The following is a 22141-nucleotide window of genomic DNA, read 5'->3' as shown; positions in this document are numbered from 1 at the left end:
GTGGTCAGGCGGTGTAGCCCCCGTCGACGTCGAGCTTCTGGCCGGTGATGAACTTCGCGCGGTCGCTGGCGAGGAAGCACACCGCCTCGGCGATGTCCTCGGCCGTGCCGAACGTCCGCAGCGGGATGTTCGACCGGGTCACCTCCAGTGCCCGCTCGTCGAGGTCGCCGCTCTCGATCAGGCGGGTCGCCATGCCGTCGGTCAGCATGCCGGGACCGACGCAGTTGGCCCGCACGCCGAAGCGGCCCTCCTCGGCGGCGATGCCGCGGACGAGGGCCTCGACGGCACCCTTCGGGGCCGCCGACAACCCGTCGCGCACCGGGAACCGCCGGGTCGCCGCGGTCGTGACCGCGACCAGGCTGCCCCGCGCCGCGCGCAGGGCGGGCAGCGCGGCGGACACGACGTTGAAGAAGGCGGCGACGTCCTGGGTGAGCTGCTCGTGGAACCGCGCCGGGGTGACCCGGCTCAGGTGCAGCATCGGAACGTGCGGCCCCGCGGCGTGCACCAGGGTGTGGATCGGGCCGGCCGCGGCCAGCAGCCCGGCGCACGAGTCCGGGTCGGCGAGGTCGGCCCGGACCGCCGTGCCGCCGACCTCGGCGGCGAGCTTCTCGGCCGCGGCGGCCGACGAGCGGTAGGAGAGCACCACGGTGGCGCCACGGGTGGCGAGCAGCCGGGCGACCGCGGCGCCGATGCCGCCGGTGGCGCCGGTGACCAGTGCCGCGCCGGGCCGGTGGAGGAAGTCGCGCGAGGGCATGGCAACGAGTCTATCAAACGCTTGCTTGGTAGAATGGTCGCCGTGGAGCTGAAACTCGGCGTCATGCAGGTAGCCCGGCCGTTCGCGGCGGAACACCGGAACGGGGTACGTCGTTGCTTGAACGGCGCCCGGCGGTGACCGTAGGGACGAGGTTCGTGCGGATCGGGCGCGGATTCCGCGTCCGATCAACCGGTACGGTCTGCGTCAGCGCGTGACTACCGTCGGCTGATGGAATGCAGGCTCGTGGTGCTCCTCGCCGAGAACGACTACCGCTACGGCACCGGGCCGGTCCGGATGCGGGTCGAGCGCGTCGAGCACGACGAGGCGGTCGTCCTCGACGGCGAGCCGTGGCTGCCGGTGCACGGCACCCGGCTCCGCAGCGACGGCACCGAGGTCGGCGCCGTCCGGCTCCTGGTCCGGGCGGCCCGCCTGCCACCGGCCGCGCCGCGCGGACGGCCGGGACCTGACGGTGAACCGTGACCCGGCCGGTGGCCCGGGTGCCGCGAGGTCCCGGATGTGTGCCACGTCTCCCGGCCGGCGTACGGCGGGGCGGGGTCGTGCCGCACGGTTGTCGTACCAGCGGATTCACACCACCCGAGGAGCACACCGTGTCGCGTCGCAGCCGCTTGCAGCTTCCCGCCCTGACCGCCGTCGCGCTCGGCGCGCTCGCGCTGGCCGGGTGCGACCGGCCGGGGTCCGGGACGTCGGCGCAGCCGTCCGCCGCCCCCGCCTCGTCCGCGGCCTCCGCCGGGCCGTCGGCGTCGGGCGTCAAGGCGTCGCCGTCGGGCAGGACCAGCGGCAAGGCCTCCGGCCCGGCGTCGCGGAAGGCCGCCGCGCTGCCGGACATCTGCACCCTGCTGTCGAAGGCCGAGGTCACCGGCCTCACCGGCGAGCAGGTCACCCTCATGACCGACGAGGGCGGCGGCTCGCCGGCCTCGCGGTACTGCCAGTGGCAACTCAGCCAGGGCCAGTTGACCGTGAGCGTGATCTTCGAGGACCGCGGCGGCTTCGACACGCGCAACAAGGAGTCGAAGCCGGTGAGCGGCGTCGGCGACACCGCGTACTCGCTGGCCGGCCACCTGTACGTCTGGGAGGACGGCCTGGCCGTCGACGTCTACGCGTCCTCGGAGTCCTCGGACGCCGCGAACCTCGGCGTCGAGCGCCAGACCGCCCTCAAGGTCCTGCCCCGGCTGACCGCCGCCACCCGCTGAGCCCGCCAGGACCGCCGAGCGCCGGCACGGCCCCGGCGAGCGACCTCAGGCGAGCACCTGGGGCCCGGCCTCGGTCAGCCGGACCGCGGACCGCGCCGCCGGGCGTCAGAGCCGTTCGACGATGGTGACATTCGCGGTCCCCCCGCCCTCGCACATCGTCTGCAGACCGTACCGCCCGCCGGTCGCCTCCAGTTCGTGCAGCAGGGTCGTCATCAGCCGGGCCCCGGTCGCGCCGAGCGGGTGGCCGAGCGCGACCGCGCCGCCGTTGACGTTGACCCGGGCCGGGTCGGCGCCGGTCTCGCGCTGCCAGGAGAGCACGACCGGCACGAACGCCTCGTTGATCTCGACGAGGTCGATGTCGTCGATCGTCAGCCCGGCCCGTTCGAGCGCGTGGGCGGTGGCCGGGATCGGGCCGGTGAGCATGAACACCGGGTCGTCGGCGCGGACGCTGATGTGGTGGATCCGGGCGCGGGGGCGCAGGCCGTGCTCGGCGACCGCCCGCGGCGAGGCCACCAGCAGCGCGGCGGCGGCGTCGGAGATCTGGCTGGCCAGCGCCGCCGTCACCACGCCGCCGGGGGTGAGGGTCGGCAGGCCGGCCATCTTCTCCAGCGTGGTGTCGCGGCGCGGCCCTTCGTCGTCGCGCAGGTCGCCGACGGGGACGATCTCGCGCGCGAAGCGCCCGGAGTCGACGGCGGCGGCGGCCTTGCGGTGGCTGCTCAGCGCGTACGACTCCATCTCGGAACGGGTCAGGGACCACTTCTCGGCGATGAGCTCGGCCGCTCGGAACTGGCTGATCTCCTGGTCGCCGTAGCGGGCCTGCCAGCCGGCGGAGCCGCGGAAGGGGTCGTCGAAGCCGTACGCGCGGCCGGCCAGCATCGCCGACGAGATCGGGATGGCGCTCATGTTCTGCACACCACCCGCGACGACGAGGTCGGCGGTGCCGGACAGGACCGCCTGCGCGGCGAAGTGCACGGCCTGCTGCGAAGAGCCGCATTGGCGGTCGACGGTGACGCCCGGGACGTGCTCGGGGAGGCCCGCGGCGAGCCACGAGGTGCGGGCGATGTTGCCGGCCTGCGGGCCGATCGTGTCGACGCAGCCGAAGACGACGTCGTCGACCGCTGCCGGGTCGACGCCACTACGCTCCAGCAGCGCCGTCAGCACGTGCGCGCCGAGGTCCGCGGGGTGGATGCCGGCGAGGCCGCCGCCCCGCCGGCCGACCGGCGTGCGGACCGCTTCGACGATGAACGCATCGGACAAGGTCATGCCGGACACCTTACCAAGCGAGCGCTTGGTTGGTAAGGTGTCCGGCATGGAACCGTGGCCGCCCGCGCGATTGCCGGATCCGGCACGGGCCGGCGGCGGCGGCAAGGTGCTCAAGACCACCCTCCGGAGCCGCTGATGGACACCGTGATCGTCACCGGCGGGGCCAGCGGCATCGGTGCCGCCATCGCCCGCCTCGCCACCGAGCAGGGCCTGCGGGCCGTGGTCTGGGACCTCAGCCCCGGCGGCATGATCGTCGACGTCCGCTCCCGCGAGGCGGTCGAGGCGGCGCTCGCCGAGGTCGGCCCCGCGCGGTACCTCGTCAACAACGCCGGCCCCGCCAGCAGCTCGGCCCTGCCGTTCGCCGACGGCGTCGCCGGTACGGTCGGAACCGTCGAACTCGTCACCTCCGCGTGGCTGGCCACGGATCCCCCCGACGGTGCCGCGGTCGTCAACGTCGCCTCCGTCGCCGGGAACCTCGTCGGCACCGACTCCGCCTGGTACTGCGCCGGCAAGGCCGCCATCGCCGGCTACACACGCCACCTCGCCACGCGGATCGCGCCGCGGGTGCGGGTCAACGCCGTCGCGCCCGGCTTCGTCGACACCCCGCGGATGGCCGGCTTCGGCGACACCCCGCTCGGCCGGTCGCTCCTCGATCGCAACCCGATGGGCCGCGCCGGCCGTCCCGAGGACGTCGCCGCGGCCGTGCTGTTCCTGCTCTCGCCGGCCGCCGCGTACGTCAACGGGGTGCTGCTCCCGGTCGACGGCGGCTGGACCGTGTCCCAGTGAAAGAAGGTCTTCCATGCCGGATGCCGTGATCGTCTCCGCGGTCCGCTCCCCGATCGGCCGCGCGTACAAGGGCTCGCTGGCCGGGGTGCGCGCCGACGACCTCGCCGCGCAGATCGTCCGCAAGGCCCTCGACAAGGTGCCCGCCCTCGACCCCGTCACGCTCGACGATCTCATCCTCGGCTGCGCCCAGCCGGCCGGCGAGCAGGGATACAACCTCGGCCGCCAGGTCGCGATGCACCTCGGCCTCGACACGGTCCCCGGCACCACCGTCAACCGCTACTGCGCCTCCTCGCTCCAGGCGATCCGCATGGCCTTCCACGCGATCAAGGCGGGGGAGGGGCACGCCTTCGTCGCCGCCGGCGCCGAGGTCGTCTCGCACTACCCGGCCGGCCGGGCCGACGGCATGCCGGACACGATGAACCCGCGCTGGCCCACCTTCACGCCCTCGGCGCACTGGTCCGACCCGCGCGAGCGCGGCGAGCTGCCCGACGTGTACGTCGCGATGGGTGAGACCGCCGAGAACGTCGCCCAGTTGTGCGGCGTCAGCCGCCGCGAGCAGGACGAGTTCGCCGTGCGCAGCCAGAACAACGCGGAGAAGGCACAGGCCGACGGGTTCTGGGACCTCGACATTACGCCGGTCGAGCTGCCCGACGGCACGGTCCTGCGCCGCGACGACGGCCCCCGGCCGGGCGTGACCCTGGAGAAGATCAGCGCGCTCCAGCCCGCGTTCCGCCCCGACGGTACCGTCACCGCCGGCAACTGCTGCCCGCTCAACGACGGCGCCGCGGCCCTCGTCGTGATGAGCTCCACCCGCGCCGCCGAGCTCGGGCTGACCCCGCTCGCCCGGATCGTGAGCACCGGCGTCTCCGGACTGAGCCCCGAGATCATGGGCCTCGGCCCGGTCGAGGCGACCCGGCGGGCCCTGGCCAACGCCGGCATGTCGATCGGGGACATCGACCTCGTCGAGATCAACGAGGCGTTCGCCGCGCAGGTGATCCCGGCGTACCGCCAGATCGGGGCCGACCTGGACAAGGTCAACGTCCACGGCGGCGCGATCGCGGTCGGCCACCCGTTCGGGATGACCGGCGCCCGGATCGCCACGACGCTGCTCAACGGCCTGGTGCACAAGGACCGCCAGGTCGGCCTGGAGACGATGTGCACGGCCGGCGGACAGGGCATGGCGATGATCCTGGAGCGTCTCTCATGACCGCCGGTGTGCTGTCGGGGAAGGCCGTGGTCGTCACCGGGGCCGGGCGGGGTCTCGGCGCCGCCTACGCCGAGCTGGCCGCCGCCGAGGGCGCCGCGGTCGTCGTCAACGACGTCGACGCGGACCAGGCCGAGGCGGTCGCCGCCCGGATCCGCGCGGCCGGCGGCCGGGCCGAGACGGCGGTCGGCACGGTGGCCACCTGGGACGGCGCCGCCGAGATCGTCGGCCGCTGCGTCGAGGCGTTCGGTGCGATCGACGGCCTGGTCAACAACGCCGGCATCTTCCGCCTCGCCGACCCCGCCGAGCAGGACCCGGACGACTTCCGGACCACGATCGAGGTCAACCTGCTCGGCACCGCGTATTGCGGGCTGCACGCCATCCGCGCGATGCTCCCGCGCGGCAGCGGCTCGATCGTCAACGTCACCTCCGGCACCCATGCCGGCGCGGCCGCGATGGGCGCGTACGGCGCCAGCAAGGGCGGCGTCGCGTCGCTCACCTACTGCTGGGCCGCCGACCTGGCCGGCACCGGCGTGCGGGTCAACGCCGTGTCCCCCAACGCCCACACCAGGATGGCCGAGACGTTCGAGGAGTACCTCGGCACGGCGAGGCAGAGCCAGAACCTGAACAAGCCGCCGGAGCAGAACGCCCCCGCGGTCGTGTACCTGCTGTCGGACGCGTCGGCGGCGTTGCACGGCCAGATGGTCCGCGTCGACGGCGAGGAGCTGTCGATGATGGCCCACCCGACCATCCAGGGCACGGGCGCCCGCAATCCACAGTGGACCGTCTCCGCGGTGGCCGCGGCGTTCGAGGCCGGCGCGGTGGGCCCGCTGAGCCCGGTCGGCCTGCACCGGTCCTGACCCGCGCCAGGTCCGGTCCGCCGTTCGATCGCGTCCGACCGCGCCGCCTCCCGGCCGGTCGGGCAGACTTGATCGAATGGCGGACCGGACCTGGAAGTCGTTCGTGCGGAATCTCGCGGACCGGATCGAGCTCGACCTGCGGGGGGTGCTCGACGGGCTGGACCCGGAGCTGCTCGACGCCGTGGCCGAGCCGGGCACCAACTCGATCGGCTGGCTGCTGTGGCACCTCACCCGCAGCCACGACCGCACCATCAGCGAGCTGTCCGGCCAGCCGCAACTGTGGGTGACCGACGGGTGGCACGTCCGGTTCGGCCGGCCCGCGGATCCGGACGAGACCGGCTACCGGCACACACCCGAGCAGGTGGCGGCCTTCCGCAGCCCGGAGCCGGCGGTCGTCGGCGCCTACCACTGGGCCGTGGTGACGCGGTTCCGGGCGTACCTCGACGCGGCCCCGGCCGGCGACCCGGCCCGGCTGGCGACCAGCCCCACCCTCGGCGACACCGTGCCGGTCCAGCAGCGCCTCGTCGGCGTGCTCGTCGAGGGACTGGAGCACGTGGGCCAGGCGGCATTCCTCCGCGGCCTGCTCGAACGGCGGAGGCGGTGACGGCCGGGGCGTTTCATGATCATGGGAAAGATCTGGCTGTCGGGGCAGCCGCATCTTTCCCATGATCATGAGGTCGAGCGGCATGGCGGCGGGTCGTGCGCCCGAATTGTCGGTCCTGTTCGGTTTGGCAAGGGGCTGCCGGGCTCAACTCGGCGGCCTTGCCCCCCGGCTGCGCGAATGCGCCGCGATCATGAAGCTGGCGCTCGGTTCCGCGCGCCGTCAGGGGCGGGACAGGCCGTCGAGGAACAGGGACGTGCAGTCCTCGGCCAGGCGGGTGATCGGGTAGGCCGCCGTGGGCTTGAACCAGCGCACCGACAGCCACACCGCGTCACGTATCAGGCGATACAGGATCTTGGGGTCGAGGTCGTCGCGGATGACTCCCTGGGTGATGCCCGCCTCGATCACCTGGAGCCAGGTCGACTGGACCTCCTTGCCGGCGTTGCGGAGGTATCCGAACCGCTCGATCTGGGTGAGATAGTTGACGTCGTTCTGGTAGATCTCGGTGGCATGCGGGTGCGCCTCGACGACTTCGAGGGACGCCACGATCAGGTCGTGGAGCCGGGTGCGCGGGTCGGTGTCGCCGGCCAGGACGCGCTTGTACCGCGTGCGCAGGTCCTCGAGATAGGAGGTCACGATCTCGTCGACCATCGCCTCCTTCGACTCGAAGTGGTGGTACAGGCTGCCGGACAGGATCCCGGCCTCGTCGGCGATCTCGCGGACAGTGGTCGCCGCCACCCCCTTGCGGGCGAACAGCGCCGCGGCGCTGGCGAGAATTCGCTCACGTCGATCCCCAGGCTCTCGCGCCATCCCGTGCTTCCTTGTCGATGTGTCGTCGGCACCAGGAGTGTACGTGTGCCGGCGCCGTGAGATACGGCTCCTTCGCGAGTGTAGCGCAATCAAGCAAGCGCTTGGTACGGTCGCGGGCGATCCGTGCTGCGGCTCAAGAAGGCGGCGAGGAAGCGCGATGGCGAACAAGCGGATGACCGAAGACGAGGTCGTGGCCCAGCTACGCTCCGGCATGACCATCGGGATCGGCGGTTGGGGCTCACGGCGCAAGCCGATGGCCCTGATCCGGGCGATCCTGCGCTCCGACCTGACAGATCTGACCGTGGTCAGCTACGGCGGGCCCGACGTCGGCCTGCTGCTGGCCGCCAAGAAGGTGCGCCGGCTGGTGTACGGTTTCGTGTCCCTCGACTCGATCCCCGTCGAGCCGCACTTTCGCGCGGCGCGGGAGGCGGGCGCGGTCGAGGTGACCGAGTATGACGAGGGCATGCTGCGCTGGGGCCTCTACGCCGCCAGTTGCCGGCTGCCCTTCATGCCCAGCCGCGCCGGGCTCGGCTCCGACGTGCTGCGGGTCAACCCGGAGCTGCGAACGGTGGTCTCGCCCTACGGCGGCGAGGAGGTGCTGGCCGTGCCTGCGCTGCCCCTCGACGTCGCGCTCGTCCACCTCAACCGGGCCGACGAGCACGGCAACGCCCAGTATCTCGGGCCCGACCCGTACTTCGACGACCTGTACTGCACGGCGGCGGAGCAGGCGTACGTCTCCTGCGAGCGCATCGTGCCGACCGAGGAACTGACCCGCGACGCGCCCGTGCAGTCGCTGCTGCTGCAGCGCTGGATGGTCCACGGGGTGGTCGAGGCGCCCGGCGGGGCCCACTTCACGTCCTGCGACCCGGACTACGGCCGCGACGAGGCGTTCCAGCGCGGCTACGTCGAGGCCGCCCGGGACCCGCAGGCGTGGGCGAACTTCTACGAGCGTTATGTCGAGGACCGCTACGGCAACACGAACATCTCCGCGATCGGCGACTTCGCCCGGCCGGCCCGCGCCCTGGTCGGCGTGCGCGGCGCGCCCGGCAACAGCGTCAGCCACACCACCAGCTACTGGGTGCCGCGCCACAGCCGGCGCTCGTTCGTGGCCGCCGTCGACATGGTCAGCGGCGTCGGTTACGACCGAGCGGCGGCGGTGCCGGAGGCGGGCCGCTTCCACGACCTGCGCCGGGTCGTCAGCAACCTCGGGGTGTTCGACTTCGACACCGACGACCACCGGATGCGCCTCGTGTCGGTGCATCCGGGTGTGACGGTCGACGAGGTGGCCGACGCGACGGCGTTCGACCTGGTCGTACCGGCTGAGGTCCCGACGACCCGGCTGCCGACCGACGAGGAGCTCACGCTCATCCGCGAGGTGATCGACCCGCAGAACGTCAGATCCCGGGAGGTGGCGGGTTGAGCGGGCCGAGCGGGCCGCGGACGCCGCTCCGCGACCGCATCATTGCCGGGGTCGTCGACACGCCGCGGCGGCTGAGCTGATGCCGGCCTACGCGATCGACGGGGTCGTGCCGGTCGTGCACCCGACGGCGTACGTCCACCCGACCGCCGTCCTCATCGGCGACGTCCACGTCGGGCCGCACTGTTACGTCGGCCCCCTCGCCAGCCTGCGCGGTGACTTCGGCCGGATCGTCCTGGAGGAGGGATCGAACTTCCAGGACGGCTGTGTGTTCCACACCTTCCCGGGCACCGTGGCGGTCCTCGGCCGCGACGGCCACGTCGGCCACGGCGCGGTGCTGCACGGCTGCGTCACCGAGCCCGGCGTGCTCATCGGCATGAACGCCGTGGTGATGGACGACGTACAGGTGGGAGCGTTCGCCTTCGTGGCGGCGCACTCGTTCGTCCGGTCGGGCTTCGTAGTGCCGTCGCGGACGCTGGTCGCCGGCGCGCCGGCCCGGGTGGTGCGTGACCTGACGCCGCAGGAGCTGGCCTGGAAGGCCAACGGCACGACGGTGTACCAGCGGCTGGCGGCCCGGTGCCTGACCTCCCTGCACGAGGTGCCGCCGCTGCCGGAGGCCGAACCGGACCGCCCGATCCTGCCGACCTCCGCGTCCGTCGCCGTCCCGCTCGACCAGGCGAGGAACACGCGGCTCCGATGAGCCAAAACAAGCGCTTGGTAGAGTGACGGCCACATCCCTCGACCCGACCTCGCCACACCCCTCGACCCGAAGGAGACATCGCCATGACCGACGCGGAAGAGGTCGTCCTGTACCGCACCGACGGTCCCGTCGCCGTCGTGACGATGCACCGGCCGCAGTACCGCAACGCCCAGAACTCGAAGATGACGTACGCGCTCGACGACGCGTTCTACCGCGCCGCCGAGGACGACGACGTCAAGGTCGTCGTGCTCGCCGGCGCGGGCAAGCACTTCTCCGCCGGCCACGACATCGGCACTCCCGGCCGGGACATCGACACCACGTTCGAGCGGCGGGCCGGGCTGTGGTGGGACCACGTCGGCAAGCCCGGCGCGGAGAGCCGCTTCGCCCGCGAGTCCGAGGTGTACCTCGGGATGTGCCGCCGTTGGCGGGAGCTGCCGAAGCCGACGATCGCCATGGTCCAGGGCGCCTGCGTCGCCGGCGGCCTGATGCTCGCCTGGTGCTGCGACCTCGTCATCGCCGCCGACGACGCGTTCTTCGCCGACCCGGTCGTGAAGATGGGCATCCCCGGCGTCGAGTACTTCGCCCACCCGTGGGTCATGGGTCCGCGCTTCGCCAAGGAGTTCCTGTTCCTCGGCGAGCGCGTCGACGCCCGGCGGGCCCTGGCGCTGGGCATGGTGAACCGGGTCGTGCCCCGCGACGAGCTGGAGACGTCCACGATGGACGTCGCCCGGCGGATCGCGCAGATGCCGCGCCTCGGCCTGGCGCTGGCCAAGAAGGCCGTCAACCAGGCCGAGGACCTGATGGGTCTGCGCGCCGGGATGGACTCGGTGTTCGGGCTGCACCACGTCGCACACGCCCACAACGCCGAGACCGGCACCGACTCCCTCGCCGGCCACGACGCCCGGTCCATGCGCGACGGCGCACGCTGATGCCGCAGCGGTACGGTGGCCGCGTCGCCCTGGTGACCGGCGCGGCCTCCGGCGTCGGCCGGGCCACCGTCCTGCGTCTGCTGGAGGAGGGCGCCCGCGTCGCCGGTCTCGACACCGCGCCGGTCGACACCGGCGGGGTGTTCGACGGGGTGCTCGGCGTGCGCTGCGACGTCCGCGACGAGGAGGCGGTGCGCGCCGCCGTCGACCGCGTCGCGGCCTGGGGCGGGCGGCTCGACCTGGTCGCGAACGTGGCCGGCGTCGCCTCGTACGCGCACACCGCCGACGTGACGCTCGCCGAGTGGGACCGGATCCTCGCCGTGAACCTCACCGGCACCTTCCTCGTCTGCCGGGCCTCCCTGCCGCACCTCGTCACCGCCCGCGGCGCGATCGTCAACGTGGCCTCGCTCGCCGGGGTGCGCGGCTGGCGGTACAGCGCCGCCTACTCGGCGGCGAAGGGCGGCGTCGTCGCGCTGACCCGGTCCCTCGCCGTGGAACTGGCGCCGTCCGGGGTGCGGGTCGCGTGCGTCTGCCCCGGCTCCGTGGACACGCCGCTGAAGGCGGCGCTGCGGCCGGTACCGGATCCGGATCCGCGGCTGCTCGAACACGGGCGGGCGCTCGTGGACCCGCCCGTCGCCGACCCGGCGGAGGTCGCGGCGGCCATCGCGTATCTCGGCTCCGCGGAGGCCCGGTTCGCCACGGGAGCCGTGCTGCGCATCGACGGAGGTTCCGGTGTCTGAGTTCCCCCAGCGGACCATTGATCGCTACTACGCCGACGGCGCCTGGACCGCCGACACGATCGCCGACCTGGTGGCCCGCCAGGACCGCGACCGGGTCGCGTTCGTGGCGCCGGAGGGCACGTTCACCTGGGGCGAGTACGACGACCTGTCGTCGCGGCTGGCCCGGTCCTACGCGGGCAGCGGCCTCGTGCCGGGCGACCGGCTCGCCGTGCTGCTCACCGGCGGGGCGCTCACCCACATCGCCTACCTCGCCGCGCAGAAGGCCGGCCTCGTCACGGTCGGGATCGGCCCGCGGGCCGGCGACGCCGAGGTCACCCATCTGCTGCGCGCGACCGGCGCCGCGGCCCTGGCCACCCGGGACGTCCACCGTGGACGCTCCGGCGCCGCGATCGCGCGGCAGTGCGGCGCCCGGCGGCACGTGCTGCTCGACCTCGACGCGCTGCCCCCGGCCGGGCCGGAGCAGCCGCGCGGGCTCGGCCCCGACGACCTGTTCTTTCTCAACTCGACCTCCGGCACGACCGGGGTGCCGAAGTGCGTGCGGCAGACGATGAACATCCGCAAGTACTTCGGCCCGCTCGCCCACGCCGCGGGGCGGTTCGGCCCCGACGAGGTGTTCGCCAGCGTGCTGCCCGCGCCGTACGGCTTCGGGCTGTGGAGCGCCCACGTCGTGCCCGCGATGTACGGCTACCCGACCGTCCTCACCGCCGAGTTCGACCCGGCCGAGACGCTGCGGCTCATCGAGGAGCACCGGGTCACCGTGCTGTGTGCGGTGACCGCCCAGTTCATCATGCTGCTCAACGCGCCGGAGTTCGCCGCCGCGGACCTGTCGTCGCTGCGGGTGCTGTTCACCGGCGGCGAACGGGTGCCGCTGTCGCGGGCCGCCGACTTCGAGGAGCGCACCGGCTGCGCGGTGCTGCAGTTCTACGGCTCTAACGAGTCCGGCCCGATCTCGGTGACCACCGTGGATGATCCGCGGGCACGCCGGCTGGGCACCGCGGGCCGTCCGGTCCCCGCCATGAACGTGCGCCTGGTGGGGGAGCGCGGTCAGGTGGCGGTGAAGGGGCCCGGCTGCACGCCCGGCTACCTCGACGACGCCGCCGCGAACGCGGCCCTGTTCCGCCCCGACGGCTGGCTCCTCACCGGCGACCTGGCCCGGCTCGACGACGACGGCTACCTGTCCGTCACCGGACGGGTCGCCGACTTCATCATCCGCGGCGGGCACAACGTCAGCGCCCTCGTGGTGGAGGAGGCGGTCGGCAGCCACCCCTCGGTGGCGCAGGTCGCGGTCGTCGCCGCCCCGGATCCGGTGTTGGGGGAGCGGGCCTGCGCCTACGTGGTGACCCGGGCGCCGCTCACCCTCGACGCGCTGCGGGAGCACCTCGACGCCGCCGGGGTGTCGAAGCAGAACTGGCCCGAGTACCTCGTGCCGCTGGACCGGCTGCCCATCAGCACCGGCGGGAAGGTCGACAAGGCGTCGCTCCGCGCGGACGCGGCCCGGCGGTTCGCTACGCCGAGCGTCCCGGAAGGCTGATCAGCGTCTGCGCCACCTGGCCGTCGCCGACCGGGCGCCCGTCCACGGTGGCCTCGACGTCGAAGAGGTACCGCCGGCCGCGCACGTCGGCGAGCACGGCGGTCACCGCCACCTCCTGCCCCACCCGGGCGGGGCCGGTGTGCCGGATGCCGATCCAGGTGCCCAGCGACTCCGTGGCGGGTCCGAAGTGCGGGCGCAGCACGTCGGCGGCGGTGTCCTCCATGAAGGCGATGAGCGACGGCGTGCTCAGCACCGGCTCGGCGCCCGACACGTGGTCCGTGGTGGCCTCGGCGGTGACCGGGAACAGCCTTTCGCAGGTCGCGCCGGGGCCGACATCGGCGCGCAGCAGGCCGTGCGGCCGGCCGGTCCGGGCCTCGCCGCGGCGCAGCCGGATGTCGGCGACCAGCCGCTCGCCCCGCCGCAGCCGCAGGGTGACCACGTCAGCGGTGCGCCGCGCGACGACGACCGTCAGGTCCCCGCGGGCGTCGTCGTCGCCGTGCCAGGTCACCTGCTCCACGTGGGCGCCCTCGGTCGGTACCGCCACTGCCACCTCGGCGCCGATCGGCGCCTTCCACACGTCGTCCACGGCTCCGCTCCCGCCTTGACACCATCGAACGGCCGGGAACAGAATGACACAACCAAGCGCTTGGTTGGTAGATCTCCGGCCGAAAGGTGGTCTCGTGCTCGACCTGGCAGCCTTCTTTCCGCCCGGCACGGCCCCGCAGGCCGGCAGCGTCCACGAGCGGTACGTCGCCGACCGGCTCGGCGAGGTCGGCCGGTGGGGCACCGAGACGCTCCCCGACGTCGTGCGCCGGCACGCGGCCACGCAGCCCGACGGGATCGCGTTCGTGGCCGCCGGAGACCGCATGACCTGGGCGGAGTTCGATGACTGGTCGACCTGGTTCGCGCACCGGCTCGCCGACGCCGGCCTGCCGCGCGGCGCCCGCGTCGGCGTCCTGCTGCCCGACGGCGTCGCGGTCCACGTCGTCTATCTCGCGGCGATGAAGGCGGGCGTGGTCGTCGTCGCGATCGGGCCGCGCGCCGGCCGGGTCGAGGTGCGCCACCTGCTCACCGTCGGCGGCGCGACCGCGCTCGTGAGCCTCGCCGACCACCGCGGCGAACCGGTCGAGGCCATCGTCGAGGGCCTCGGCATCACCACCCACCTGGTGCTCACGGAGCCGTTCGGGTCGGCGTCCGAGCCGGTGCCCGGCCGCGCCGAGCTCGGCCTCGGCGAGATCCACCTGCTGAACTCGACGTCGGGCACCACCGGCATGCCGAAGTGCGTCGTGCACAACCAGAACCGCTGGTTCTACTACCACCGGCTCGCCGTCGACTGCGGCGACCTGCGCGCCGACGACGTCTTCCTGACGCTGATCCCGGCGCCCTACGGCTTCGCGCAGTGGACGGCCAACTTCACCCCGACGATCCTCGGCGCGCCGACCGTGGTGATGCCCCGCTTCACCGCCGACGAGGCGCTGCGGCTCATCGAACGCGAGCGGGTCACCGTCGTGTGCTGCGTCAGCACCCAGTTCATCATGATGCTGAACTCGCCGCTGGTCACCGAGGTGGACCTGTCGTCGCTGCGGTGCATGTTCACCGGCGGCGAGGCGGTGCCGTTCGAGCGGGCCAGCGAGTTCGAGCGGCGCACCGGCGCGAAGGTGCTGCAGTTCTTCGGCTCCAACGAGACCGGCGCGCTGTCGCGCACCTCGGTCCGCGACACCGAGGACCAGCGGCTGCGCACCGCCGGTCGGGTCATCGACGCGATGGAGGTGCGGCTGTTCGCCGAGGACGGCACCGACGTGACCGCGGCCGGCGGCCCCGGGCAGGCGGCGTGTGCCGGCCCCGCGACGTGCCTCGGCTACTTCGCCGACCCGGCCGCGAACGAGGCCCTGTTCACCCCCGACGGCCGGATGCTCACCGGCGACATCTGCACGATCGACGCCGCCGGCTACCTGCGGGTCGTCGACCGCAAGTCGGACTTCATCATCCGCGGCGGCAAGAACATCAGCGCCGCCGCGGTGGAGGACCAGGTGGGTTCGCACCCGTCGGTGGCGATGGTGGCGGCGGTGGCCGTGCCGGACCCGACGTTCGGTGAGCGCGTGTGCGCGTTCGTGGTCCTCCGCGACGGCGCCGCACTGACCCTGGACGAGCTGCGCTCCCACCTCGACGCCCGCGGCGTCTCGCGGGAGAACTGGCCGGAGCGCCTGGAGTTCGTCGCCGACCTGCCCCGCGGGTCGGGCGGGAAGATCGCCAAGGCGGAGCTCCGCAAGCTCCTGCGCTGACCCGGCTGCCGCCGTGCCGCCCCACGGGACCGGCAGGCCGGGCGTCCCGGGCGGCGCCCTGGTCGCCGACGGCCCGCAGCACCGGGGCCAGGGTCGCGCCCGCTGGGGCCGGGGCCGTCGCCCCGCCCTACGAGGGTCGACCGCGACCGGCGGCCTCCTTCGGCGCCGGGTCCGCGAAGGCCGCCAGCACCTCCTCGCGCAGGCGCGTGCGCTGGATCTGGCCGGTGGCCGGGGTGCGCGGGATCGACCCCGCCGTCGTCACCAGCCGCGGCACCTGGAACGACGCCAGCCGGCCGGCCACATGCGACCGTACCTCCGCCACCGACGGGACCGGCGAGCCGTCCGGCAGCACGAGAACGGCGCACACCACCTCGCCCCACCCCGGATCCGGCACCCCGACGACCGCCACGTCGAGCACGCCCGGCAGGTCGCGCAGCGCGTGCTCGACCTCGGCCGGGCCCACCGACTCCCCGCCGGTGCGGATCACCTCACGCGTGCGGCCCGTCAGGTACAGGTATCCCTCGTCGTCCAGTTGGCCGAGGTCGCCGGAGCGGTACTCGCCCGCCAGGGGCGCCGCCCCGAGATAGCCCGACATGACCGCCGGGCCGCGCACGCAGACCTCGCCGTCCTCGGCGACCCACAGCGCGTTGGGCGGCGCGGCGCGGCCGACGCTGCCGGGCTTTCGGGCCAGGTCCCAGTCGTGCAGGGCCGCCATGCGGCCGGCCTCCGTGGAACCGTAGAGGATCGTGGTCGTCGTCCCGGGCAGCCGGGCCTTGATCCGCTCCACCAGGTCGGGGGCGACGCTCGACGTGCCGGTGTCGGCGTGCAGCAGCGACCGCAGGTCGGCGTGGCGGTGCTCGCGGTCCAGCAGGCGCTCCCAGACCGCCGGGATGCAGTACAGCGCCGACGGGCGGCGCCGCTGGACGACGTCGATCATGTCGGCGGCGTCGGCCCGGCGGACCAGGTGCACGGCGGCCCGATGCTGCCAGGCCTCCATCACGTAGTGCCAGCCGCCGTAGTGGTACAGCGGGAACGTGCACACCACGCCGCCGTGCCCGCGCAGGCCCGTGGTGAACGTGCCGCCGCCCGGTGCTGCCCGCAGCCAGCTTGCCCGGTGGCTCACCAGCGCGCCCTTCGGCCGGCCGGTGCTGCCGCTGGTGAGGTACAGGATGTGCGGATCACCGTCGTCCAGCGCCCGCCGCGCGAAGCCCGGCGCGCCGCCCGCGAGGTCCGCCGGGCGCAGGCACGGCTCGGTGAAGTCCGCGTCGGACACCACCAGCCCGGGGTCCACGTAGGACCGCACGCGGTCCCGCTCCGCCATCGGCAGTCCCGGGTTCACCGGCGCGAACACCGCGCCGACCCGCGCGCACGCCACGAACACGTCCAGCGCCCGCAGCGTCGGGGTGGCACACCACAGGACGGTGTCCCCGGCGCCGACGCCGAGCCCGATGAGCGCGTTGGCGGTGCGGTCCGCGGCCTCGTCCAGCTCGTGGAACGTCATCTGCTCGGTGCCGAGGGTCGCCGCGAGCCCGTGGGGTGCGGTCAACGCCGCCAGGGTCACGATGTCGCCGATCAACAGGCTCATTGGTGCTCCCAGTCGAACAGGTCCACCTGGGCGGGGCCGAGCGCGCCGTGCGCCGCCTTGTCCCGCGTGATCTCCAGCGCCTTCGGCAGCGCGTCGATCCCGCCGAGCCGGTGCGTGACCAGCCCGGCGACGTCGACATCACCGCGGCGCACGAGCCGCAGCGCGTGCTCGAAGGCGCCGCTGCCCGGTGCGTAGCCGCCCGCGCCGGACCGCGGATGCAGCAGCGCGGCCGAGCGCTCCCGGAGGAGGCCGAGCGGGGCGGGCGCGTGCTCGGGCAGGACCGCCACCATGACGATGCGCCCGCCCCGGCGGACGCAGCGGGCGGCGAGGTCGAGGGTGGACGTCCCGGCCAGGCCGGCGTCCGGCGCGCCGCCGGCGGTCTCGAAGACCACGTCGGCGCCGATGCCGTCGGTGGCGTCGCGGACGGCGGCCTCGACGTCGTCGGCGGCGTCGAGCACCAGGTCGGCCCCGGCCCGCCGGGCGAGGTCGCGCTTCGCGGCGCTCCGCCCGGTCACGACGACGAGCCCGGCCCCGCCGCGCCGGGCGACCTGCGTGTGCAGGAGGCCCATGACACCGGCGCCGAGGACCAGGACGGTCTCACCCGGCCGCACGCCGGCGAGCGCGTGCCCGTGGACGGCCCCGGCGAGCGGCTGCACGGCGGCCGCCTCCGAGGCGCTGACCCCGTCCGGCACGGTGACGACGGTCTTCGCGGGCACGACCACCCGCTCGGCGAACGCCCCGGGCGTGCTGAACCCGAGCACCTGGGGCCGGGGGCAGGCGTCGGGCCGGTCCCGCCGGCACGCGGCGCACCGGCCGCACGCCGCCGTCTCGACGGCGGTGACCCGGTCCCCGGGCCGCGGCCCGCCGCCCGGCGGGGCGTGGCCCTCACCGGGCGGGCCGACGTCGCGGATCACGCCCGCGAACTCGTGGCCGCCGAACCGGGTCGGGCCCTCGGCGAGGCGGGCGGCGAGCACCGTGTGCATGGCGACCGGCGCACCCGCGATGAGCATGCACTCGGTGACGCTCGGCTGCACGCAGGCCACGTCGATCACCACTTCGCCCGGCCCCGGCACGGGGTCGGGCACCTCCTCGACGGCCAGGTCGCCGAAGCCACGCATGACGAGCGCCCGCATCCCGCGATCTCCCCTCGGTCGCTCTCTTGACGGTGGAATCAGATTTTGTATTGAATATTCAAACCACGTCAAGGGAGGCCGCATGGAGGACGAGCCCACCGTGCGGGACGCCCGCCCGGGCAGCGGGTCCGCACCGCAAGACCGTCAGCGGCCGGGCCCGGCCGCCGGTGAACGGGAGCTGATGGTCACCGGGATCGGCGGGCAGGGCATCCAACTGCTCGCCAAGACCCTGGCGCTCGCCGCCACCCGGGAGGGTCGATATGCGATGCTCGCCGCGGACTACGGCGGCGAGATGCGCGGCGGGCCGTCGAAGGCCACCGTCGTCGTCGGGGACCGGCCGCTGCGGGCCCTGCCGATCCTGCCGTCCGCCGGATCCGCGATCTTCGCCCACCACCGGTTCGCCGAGCACGTCGAGGAGCGGCTGCGGCCCGGAGCGCTCGTCGTGGTCAACGTGCCCCTCGTCGATCCCGGCGCCTTCCGCGATGACCTGCGGATCGTCACCGTCGACGCCATGCGTGCCGCGAAGGAGGCCCAGGCGCCGAACGCCGCCGGGTTCGTCCTGCTGGGCGCCTACAACGCCGGCACGCGGACCGTCGCGCCGCAGTCGCTGGAGGACGCGATGACCGAGTTGCTCCCGCCGTACCGCCGCCAGCACGCCGAGGCGAACGTCCGCGCGCTGCGGGCCGGCGCCGCCGCCGTCACGGAGGCCGCCCGATGAACCTCGAACTGCTCGAGGGCAGCGCCGCCATCGCCGAGGCCGCGATCGTCGCCGGCTGCCGGTTCTTCGCCGGCTATCCGATGTCGCCGTTCACCGGCCTGCTGGAGGAGATGTCGCGGCGCATGCCGGCCGCCGGCGGGGTGTGCCTCAACGCGGAGAGCGAGATCGAGGGCGTCAACATGGCGCTCGGCGCCGCCGCGGCCGGCGCCCGCGCCGCGACCGGCTCGTGCGGCCAGGGCATCGCCCTGATGCAGGAGGCGATCGCCGAGGCCGCGCTCAACGAGACGCCGTTCGTCGTGTTCAACCTGGCCCGCAACCAGCAGGACTACTTCCAGGCCACCCGTGGCGGCGGCTGGGGCGACTACCGCACCATCACGCTCGCGCCGAAGGACGTGCCGGAGGCGGTCGAGCACACCCAGTTGCTGTTCCACCTCGCCGACAAGCACCGGGCGCCCGTGATGCTCTACGGTGACCCGCTCCTCGCGCAGACCCGCGTCGGCGTCGACATCCACCCGGTCGACCACGGCGAGCTGCCGCCGAAGGACTGGGCCCTGGACGGGACCGGCGGCGGCACCGGCCGCAGCCGGCAGGTGTGGACCTGGGCGATGGGCAAGGCCACCGACCCGGGCCCCGGCCCCGACGGCCACTGGCGGGCGGTCGCCGAGAAGTTCGACCGGATCGCCGGCCTCGAGGCCCGCCACGAGCAGTCCGGCGTGGCGGACGCCGAGACGGTGGTCGTCGCGTTCGGCTCCGCGGCGAAGTTCGTCGAGCACGTCGTCGACGAGCTGCGCGCCGAGGGGCGCCGCATCGGCTGGTTCCGGCCGGTGACGCTGTGGCCGTTCCCCGGCGACGCCTTGGAGGAGGCCACCCGCACCGCGAAGCGGGTCCTGGTCTTCGAGCTCAACGCCGGGCAGATGCTCGACGACGTCCGCATGCACGCCGCCGACCGGCGGGCCGTGCGGTTCATCGGCGGTGTCAGCATCGCCGAGTCCGGCCTGTCGTACGGCCCGCTGCTCGACGCGCCCGTGATCCGCCAACGAATCCTGGAGGCGACGTGACCATCGACACCAGCCAGCCGCCGCTGCGCGACGCCCGGCAGGTCGCCGACTTCCGGCCCAACCTCATCCTCGGCGAGCACTCGCTGTGCCCCGGCTGCGGTGAGCCCGTCGCCCTGCGGATCCTGCTGGAGGTCTTGCAGGAGCTCGACATCGTGCAGCGGACCATCGGCGTCGTCGGCCACGGCTGCTACGGCAGCTTCGTGCGCATCATGGACGTCGACGTCCTCCAGTGCCTGCACGGCCGCGCGCCGGCCTGCGCCACCGGCATCAAACGCGTGCGCCCGGGCGTCGCGGTGTTCACGCTCCAGGGCGACGGCGACATGGCCAACGAGGGCCTCCAGGAGGTGCTGCACGCGGCCGCCCGCGGCGAGAACATCACCTGCGTGATGCTCAACAACGGCGTCTTCGGCGACACCGGCGGCCAGCAGACCGCGACGACGGTCCTGGGCCAGCGCACGAAGACCAGCGTCGAGGGCCGCGACCCGGCCGCGCACGGCTACCCGATCCCGGTCGCCGACCTGGTGGCGGGGCTGCGCGGCGTCGGATACGTGGCCCGGGGCGCCGTGTCGAACGCGGCCTCGGTGCTCCAGGCGAAGCGCATGATCCGCAGGGCGTTCGAGACACAGCTCGCCGGCGGCGGGTTCAGCCTGGTGGAGATCCTCACCATGTGCCCGACCGGCTGGTTCGTGCCGACCGCCGAAGGCCCCACGTACCAGCACGACACGATGGAGGCGACCTACCCGCTCGGCGAGCTGGTGACGCCGTGACCGGTTCCGGAGCGGAGGTCGCATGACGCTCGAACGCGCCAACACCAGCGAGGCGGTCGCCGCCCACATCCTCCAGCAACTGTTCACCGGCCGGCTGCGCAGCGGCCAGCGGCTCGACCTCGACGAGATCGCTGCCGAGCTCGGTGTCAGCCGGGTCCCGGTCCGTGAGGGCCTGATCCAGTTGGAGCGCGACGGGCTGGTCGAGCGGGCACACTACCGGCGCGCGTTCGTCGCCGAGTTCGACGACTCGACCGTGCGCGAGGCCTTCGAGTTGTACGGGATGCTGAGCGCCCTCACCAACCGCCGCGTCGCCGCCCGCCGGGATCCCGCCGTCGCCGAGGCCCTCGGCAAGGTCGACGAGGCCCTCGCGGACTGCGCCGACCCCGGCGAGTTCGAGGCCCTGGCGCGCGAGTTCCGCCGGGTGGTCAACGTCGCCGGGGCCGGCAACCATCTGCGGGCGCTGCTGCGCACGTTCAGCGGCCTCGTGCCGGCCGCCGCCCGCTTCTCCATCGACGACGCCCTGCCCGACGAGCGGGCCGCGCTGCACGCCGAATACGTCGCCCTGCGCGACGGCGACGTCGAGGCGGCCGGTGCCGCCGCCCTGGCGCACCTGCGCCTGACCGCCGACAACGCGATCCTGGCCCTGCGCCGCAGGGGTGTCTTCCCGCCGTCCGGCACGCGGACCCCCGAGTGGACGGACGTCGCACGCGTGCTGGAAGGAGACGGCGCATGACCGGAGCTGAGCGCGGCCGTGTCACCCGGGGAACGCTCGTCATCGACGTCGAGCGGTGCAAGGGCTGCGAGCTGTGCATCCCCGCCTGCCCGCCCGACGTGCTGTCGATGTCGGCGGCGGTCAACGAGCAGGGTTACCGCTACCCTGAGCTGCACGACGGCTGCACCGGCTGCACCGCCTGCCAGCTCGTCTGCCCCGACTTCGTCTTCTCGGTCTACCGCTACACGACGCCCACCTGAGCGTCACCCGGTCAGGCCGGGGCGTTGGCCTTCAGGAACGCGTCGAGGGCCGTGGCCGCCTCCGGTGCGCCCTCGGCCGCGATCGTCAGGAACGCGGCCCCGTGCAGGCGGCCCGGGACGAGCGCCAGCTTGCGCCGCTCGCCCGGGGTGGCGTCGTACATCGCCCGGGCGTCCGCCGGGAAGCCGCTGTCGCCGGTCGCCGCGACGTACAGCACCGGCGCCGTCAGCCGGGGCACCGCGTCCAGGGCGTTCTCCCCGGCGTACTTCGGTGCGGGGGAGAGGCCCACGACCGCGGTCGGCGGCGGGGTCAGCCCGGCGGCGGCGACCAGCACGGCCGTGCCGCCGCGCGACGCGCCGATGAGCACCACGCCGGTCGCGCCCTGCGCGCGGGCGAACGCGGCCGCCGCGGCGACGTCGCCGGAGGCTTTCGAGTCCGGGCCGCGCCGGGAGCGGCCCTCGCCGTTGAAGTCGAACGCGAGGACCCGGTAGCCGGCGGCGGCCTGCTGCCTGGCCCATGACAGCCACGAGCACGAGTCGGCGGCGGCCTGCGCCGCGAGCACCAGCGCGGTCCGCCCGGTGCCGAGCACGTACCCGGTGAGATACACCCCGTTCGTGTCGGCGAACGTCACTTGCTTGTCGTTGAGCTCCGGATCGGCGCACCGGCGTTCGGTCGGGCTGGGCGCCGCGGCCGCGGTGGGTGCGGTGGACGTCTCCGGCGCGGGCGCGGGATCACCGGCACACCCGGCCAGGAGGAGCAGACTGAGGACGGCGGCAAGGTTACGCATACAGACGGGGACCGTCGACGCATCGACATGGTTGCGTC

At 73.9% G+C, this 22141-nt stretch carries 23 protein-coding genes and 1 pseudogene; 17 read left to right on the top strand and 7 right to left on the bottom strand.

Annotation, left to right across the window (positions count from 1 at the left end; genetic code table 11):
• Positions 1-4: 4 nt before the first annotated feature.
• Positions 5-754 carry an SDR family NAD(P)-dependent oxidoreductase gene (locus Drose_RS20795; protein ID WP_260722956.1) on the bottom strand — a complete coding sequence of 250 codons (750 nt, stop codon included), beginning with the start codon at positions 752-754 and terminating at the stop codon, positions 5-7.
• Positions 755-982: 228 nt separating this feature from the next.
• Here Drose_RS20795 and Drose_RS20790 point away from each other — a divergent pair, with 228 nt between their 5' ends.
• Together Drose_RS20790 and Drose_RS20785 are read left to right on the top strand one after the other, a co-directional pair.
• Positions 983-1234, top strand: a complete 252-nt coding sequence (locus Drose_RS20790; RefSeq protein ID WP_260722955.1) for a hypothetical protein — start codon at positions 983-985, stop codon at positions 1232-1234.
• A gap of 128 nt (positions 1235-1362) precedes the next feature.
• The gene (locus Drose_RS20785; protein ID WP_260722954.1) at positions 1363-1965 is read left to right on the top strand and encodes a DUF3558 family protein; all 603 of its coding nucleotides are present in this window, start codon (positions 1363-1365) and stop codon (positions 1963-1965) included.
• Between the two features lie 105 nt (positions 1966-2070).
• Here the strand turns inward: Drose_RS20785 and Drose_RS20780 are convergent, their stop codons facing one another.
• The gene (locus Drose_RS20780; RefSeq protein ID WP_260729770.1) at positions 2071-3222 is read right to left on the bottom strand and encodes an acetyl-CoA C-acetyltransferase; all 1152 of its coding nucleotides are present in this window, start codon (positions 3220-3222) and stop codon (positions 2071-2073) included.
• Between the two features lie 141 nt (positions 3223-3363).
• Between Drose_RS20780 and Drose_RS20775 the strand changes: the two genes are divergently transcribed.
• From Drose_RS20775 to Drose_RS20760, 4 genes are all read left to right on the top strand, one after another.
• On the top strand, positions 3364-4014 hold the full coding sequence (locus Drose_RS20775) for an SDR family NAD(P)-dependent oxidoreductase (RefSeq protein ID WP_260722953.1): 651 nt from the start codon (positions 3364-3366) through the stop codon (positions 4012-4014).
• Between the two features lie 13 nt (positions 4015-4027).
• A complete protein-coding gene (locus Drose_RS20770) occupies positions 4028-5221 on the top strand; it encodes an acetyl-CoA C-acetyltransferase (RefSeq protein WP_260722952.1) in 1194 nt (397 codons plus the stop codon).
• On the top strand, positions 5218-6078 hold the full coding sequence (locus Drose_RS20765) for an SDR family NAD(P)-dependent oxidoreductase (protein WP_260722951.1): 861 nt from the start codon (positions 5218-5220) through the stop codon (positions 6076-6078). The genes Drose_RS20770 and Drose_RS20765 overlap by 4 nt, the downstream gene beginning before the upstream one ends.
• 76 nt (positions 6079-6154) lie before the next feature.
• Positions 6155-6682 carry a DinB family protein gene (locus Drose_RS20760; RefSeq protein ID WP_260722950.1) on the top strand — a complete coding sequence of 176 codons (528 nt, stop codon included), beginning with the start codon at positions 6155-6157 and terminating at the stop codon, positions 6680-6682.
• Between the two features lie 219 nt (positions 6683-6901).
• Here the strand turns inward: Drose_RS20760 and Drose_RS20755 are convergent, their stop codons facing one another.
• The gene (locus tag Drose_RS20755; RefSeq protein ID WP_260722949.1) at positions 6902-7489 is read right to left on the bottom strand and encodes a TetR/AcrR family transcriptional regulator; all 588 of its coding nucleotides are present in this window, start codon (positions 7487-7489) and stop codon (positions 6902-6904) included.
• A gap of 157 nt (positions 7490-7646) precedes the next feature.
• Here Drose_RS20755 and Drose_RS20750 point away from each other — a divergent pair.
• The 5 genes and pseudogenes from Drose_RS20750 to Drose_RS20730 all read left to right on the top strand — a co-directional run.
• Positions 7647-8450, top strand: a pseudogene (locus Drose_RS20750) (CoA transferase subunit A); the annotation flags it as partial.
• A 538-nt stretch (positions 8451-8988) separates the two neighbouring features.
• Positions 8989-9606 carry a transferase hexapeptide repeat family protein gene (locus Drose_RS20745; protein ID WP_260722948.1) on the top strand — a complete coding sequence of 206 codons (618 nt, stop codon included), beginning with the start codon at positions 8989-8991 and terminating at the stop codon, positions 9604-9606.
• A gap of 83 nt (positions 9607-9689) precedes the next feature.
• Positions 9690-10535 carry an enoyl-CoA hydratase gene (locus tag Drose_RS20740; protein ID WP_260722947.1) on the top strand — a complete coding sequence of 282 codons (846 nt, stop codon included), beginning with the start codon at positions 9690-9692 and terminating at the stop codon, positions 10533-10535.
• Positions 10535-11272, top strand: coding sequence for an SDR family NAD(P)-dependent oxidoreductase (locus Drose_RS20735; RefSeq protein ID WP_260722946.1), 738 nt, complete (start codon positions 10535-10537; stop codon positions 11270-11272). Before Drose_RS20740 ends, Drose_RS20735 begins: the two co-directional genes overlap by 1 nt.
• Positions 11265-12803 (top strand): class I adenylate-forming enzyme family protein, encoded by a 1539-nt coding sequence (locus Drose_RS20730; protein WP_260722945.1) that lies wholly within the window; start codon positions 11265-11267, stop codon positions 12801-12803. Before Drose_RS20735 ends, Drose_RS20730 begins: the two co-directional genes overlap by 8 nt.
• Here Drose_RS20730 and Drose_RS20725 read toward each other — a convergent pair.
• On the bottom strand, positions 12778-13389 hold the full coding sequence (locus tag Drose_RS20725; RefSeq protein WP_260722944.1) for a thioesterase family protein: 612 nt from the start codon (positions 13387-13389) through the stop codon (positions 12778-12780). The two genes, Drose_RS20730 and Drose_RS20725, sit on opposite strands and share 26 nt — an antisense overlap.
• A 94-nt stretch (positions 13390-13483) precedes the next feature.
• On the opposite strand from Drose_RS20725, the gene Drose_RS20720 reads away from it, so the two are divergent.
• A complete protein-coding gene (locus Drose_RS20720; RefSeq protein ID WP_260722943.1) occupies positions 13484-15085 on the top strand; it encodes a class I adenylate-forming enzyme family protein in 1602 nt (533 codons plus the stop codon).
• A 127-nt stretch (positions 15086-15212) separates the two neighbouring features.
• Here Drose_RS20720 and Drose_RS20715 read toward each other — a convergent pair whose 3' ends face one another.
• A complete protein-coding gene (locus tag Drose_RS20715; protein ID WP_260722942.1) occupies positions 15213-16670 on the bottom strand; it encodes a class I adenylate-forming enzyme family protein in 1458 nt (485 codons plus the stop codon).
• Positions 16667-17803: a zinc-dependent alcohol dehydrogenase gene (locus tag Drose_RS20710; RefSeq protein WP_260722941.1), complete on the bottom strand. Its 1137-nt coding sequence runs from the start codon at positions 17801-17803 to the stop codon at positions 16667-16669. Before Drose_RS20710 ends, Drose_RS20715 begins: the two co-directional genes overlap by 4 nt.
• 82 nt (positions 17804-17885) lie before the next feature.
• Between Drose_RS20710 and Drose_RS20705 the strand changes: the two genes are divergently transcribed.
• Genes Drose_RS20705 through Drose_RS20685 form a run of 5 tightly spaced genes read left to right on the top strand, consistent with a single transcriptional unit; the run spans position 17886 to position 21318 of the window.
• Positions 17886-18521, top strand: coding sequence for a 2-oxoacid:acceptor oxidoreductase family protein (locus Drose_RS20705; RefSeq protein WP_260722940.1), 636 nt, complete (start codon positions 17886-17888; stop codon positions 18519-18521).
• Positions 18518-19579 carry a hypothetical protein gene (locus Drose_RS20700; protein WP_260722939.1) on the top strand — a complete coding sequence of 354 codons (1062 nt, stop codon included), beginning with the start codon at positions 18518-18520 and terminating at the stop codon, positions 19577-19579. Before Drose_RS20705 ends, Drose_RS20700 begins: the two co-directional genes overlap by 4 nt.
• Positions 19576-20346, top strand: coding sequence for a thiamine pyrophosphate-dependent enzyme (locus Drose_RS20695; protein ID WP_260722938.1), 771 nt, complete (start codon positions 19576-19578; stop codon positions 20344-20346). The genes Drose_RS20700 and Drose_RS20695 overlap by 4 nt, the downstream gene beginning before the upstream one ends.
• Positions 20347-20368: 22 nt before the next feature.
• On the top strand, positions 20369-21079 hold the full coding sequence (locus Drose_RS20690) for a GntR family transcriptional regulator (RefSeq protein WP_260722937.1): 711 nt from the start codon (positions 20369-20371) through the stop codon (positions 21077-21079).
• A complete protein-coding gene (locus Drose_RS20685; RefSeq protein ID WP_260722936.1) occupies positions 21076-21318 on the top strand; it encodes a 4Fe-4S dicluster domain-containing protein in 243 nt (80 codons plus the stop codon). Before Drose_RS20690 ends, Drose_RS20685 begins: the two co-directional genes overlap by 4 nt.
• Positions 21319-21329: 11 nt before the next feature.
• Here Drose_RS20685 and Drose_RS20680 read toward each other — a convergent pair whose 3' ends face one another.
• The gene (locus tag Drose_RS20680; protein ID WP_260722935.1) at positions 21330-22103 is read right to left on the bottom strand and encodes an alpha/beta hydrolase; all 774 of its coding nucleotides are present in this window, start codon (positions 22101-22103) and stop codon (positions 21330-21332) included.
• Positions 22104-22141: the final 38 nt, after the last annotated feature.

Source organism: Dactylosporangium roseum (assembly GCF_025264685.1).
GTDB classification, from domain to species: domain Bacteria; phylum Actinomycetota; class Actinomycetes; order Mycobacteriales; family Micromonosporaceae; genus Dactylosporangium; species Dactylosporangium roseum.
Note: the sequence above shows the minus strand (reverse complement) of the source record. Positions and strands in the feature narration are given on the sequence as shown.

What these genes read in the sequence shown, in the direction of transcription:
- Drose_RS20795 (WP_260722956.1), bottom strand. Translation starts at nt 754, where the DNA reads ATGCCCTCGCGCGACTTCCTCCACCGGCCCGGCGCGGCACTGGTCACC.
- Drose_RS20790 (WP_260722955.1), top strand. Translation starts at nt 983, where the DNA reads ATGGAATGCAGGCTCGTGGTGCTCCTCGCCGAGAACGACTACCGCTAC.
- Drose_RS20775 (WP_260722953.1), top strand. Translation starts at nt 3,364, where the DNA reads ATGGACACCGTGATCGTCACCGGCGGGGCCAGCGGCATCGGTGCCGCC.
- Drose_RS20770 (WP_260722952.1), top strand. Translation starts at nt 4,028, where the DNA reads ATGCCGGATGCCGTGATCGTCTCCGCGGTCCGCTCCCCGATCGGCCGC.
- Drose_RS20765 (WP_260722951.1), top strand. Translation starts at nt 5,218, where the DNA reads ATGACCGCCGGTGTGCTGTCGGGGAAGGCCGTGGTCGTCACCGGGGCC.
- Drose_RS20760 (WP_260722950.1), top strand. Translation starts at nt 6,155, where the DNA reads ATGGCGGACCGGACCTGGAAGTCGTTCGTGCGGAATCTCGCGGACCGG.
- Drose_RS20755 (WP_260722949.1), bottom strand. Translation starts at nt 7,489, where the DNA reads ATGGCGCGAGAGCCTGGGGATCGACGTGAGCGAATTCTCGCCAGCGCC.
- Drose_RS20745 (WP_260722948.1), top strand. Translation starts at nt 8,989, where the DNA reads ATGCCGGCCTACGCGATCGACGGGGTCGTGCCGGTCGTGCACCCGACG.
- Drose_RS20740 (WP_260722947.1), top strand. Translation starts at nt 9,690, where the DNA reads ATGACCGACGCGGAAGAGGTCGTCCTGTACCGCACCGACGGTCCCGTC.
- Drose_RS20735 (WP_260722946.1), top strand. Translation starts at nt 10,535, where the DNA reads ATGCCGCAGCGGTACGGTGGCCGCGTCGCCCTGGTGACCGGCGCGGCC.
- Drose_RS20715 (WP_260722942.1), bottom strand. Translation starts at nt 16,670, where the DNA reads ATGAGCCTGTTGATCGGCGACATCGTGACCCTGGCGGCGTTGACCGCA.
- Drose_RS20710 (WP_260722941.1), bottom strand. Translation starts at nt 17,803, where the DNA reads ATGCGGGCGCTCGTCATGCGTGGCTTCGGCGACCTGGCCGTCGAGGAG.
- Drose_RS20705 (WP_260722940.1), top strand. Translation starts at nt 17,886, where the DNA reads ATGGAGGACGAGCCCACCGTGCGGGACGCCCGCCCGGGCAGCGGGTCC.
- Drose_RS20700 (WP_260722939.1), top strand. Translation starts at nt 18,518, where the DNA reads ATGAACCTCGAACTGCTCGAGGGCAGCGCCGCCATCGCCGAGGCCGCG.
- Drose_RS20690 (WP_260722937.1), top strand. Translation starts at nt 20,369, where the DNA reads ATGACGCTCGAACGCGCCAACACCAGCGAGGCGGTCGCCGCCCACATC.
- Drose_RS20685 (WP_260722936.1), top strand. Translation starts at nt 21,076, where the DNA reads ATGACCGGAGCTGAGCGCGGCCGTGTCACCCGGGGAACGCTCGTCATC.
- Drose_RS20680 (WP_260722935.1), bottom strand. Translation starts at nt 22,103, where the DNA reads ATGCGTAACCTTGCCGCCGTCCTCAGTCTGCTCCTCCTGGCCGGGTGT.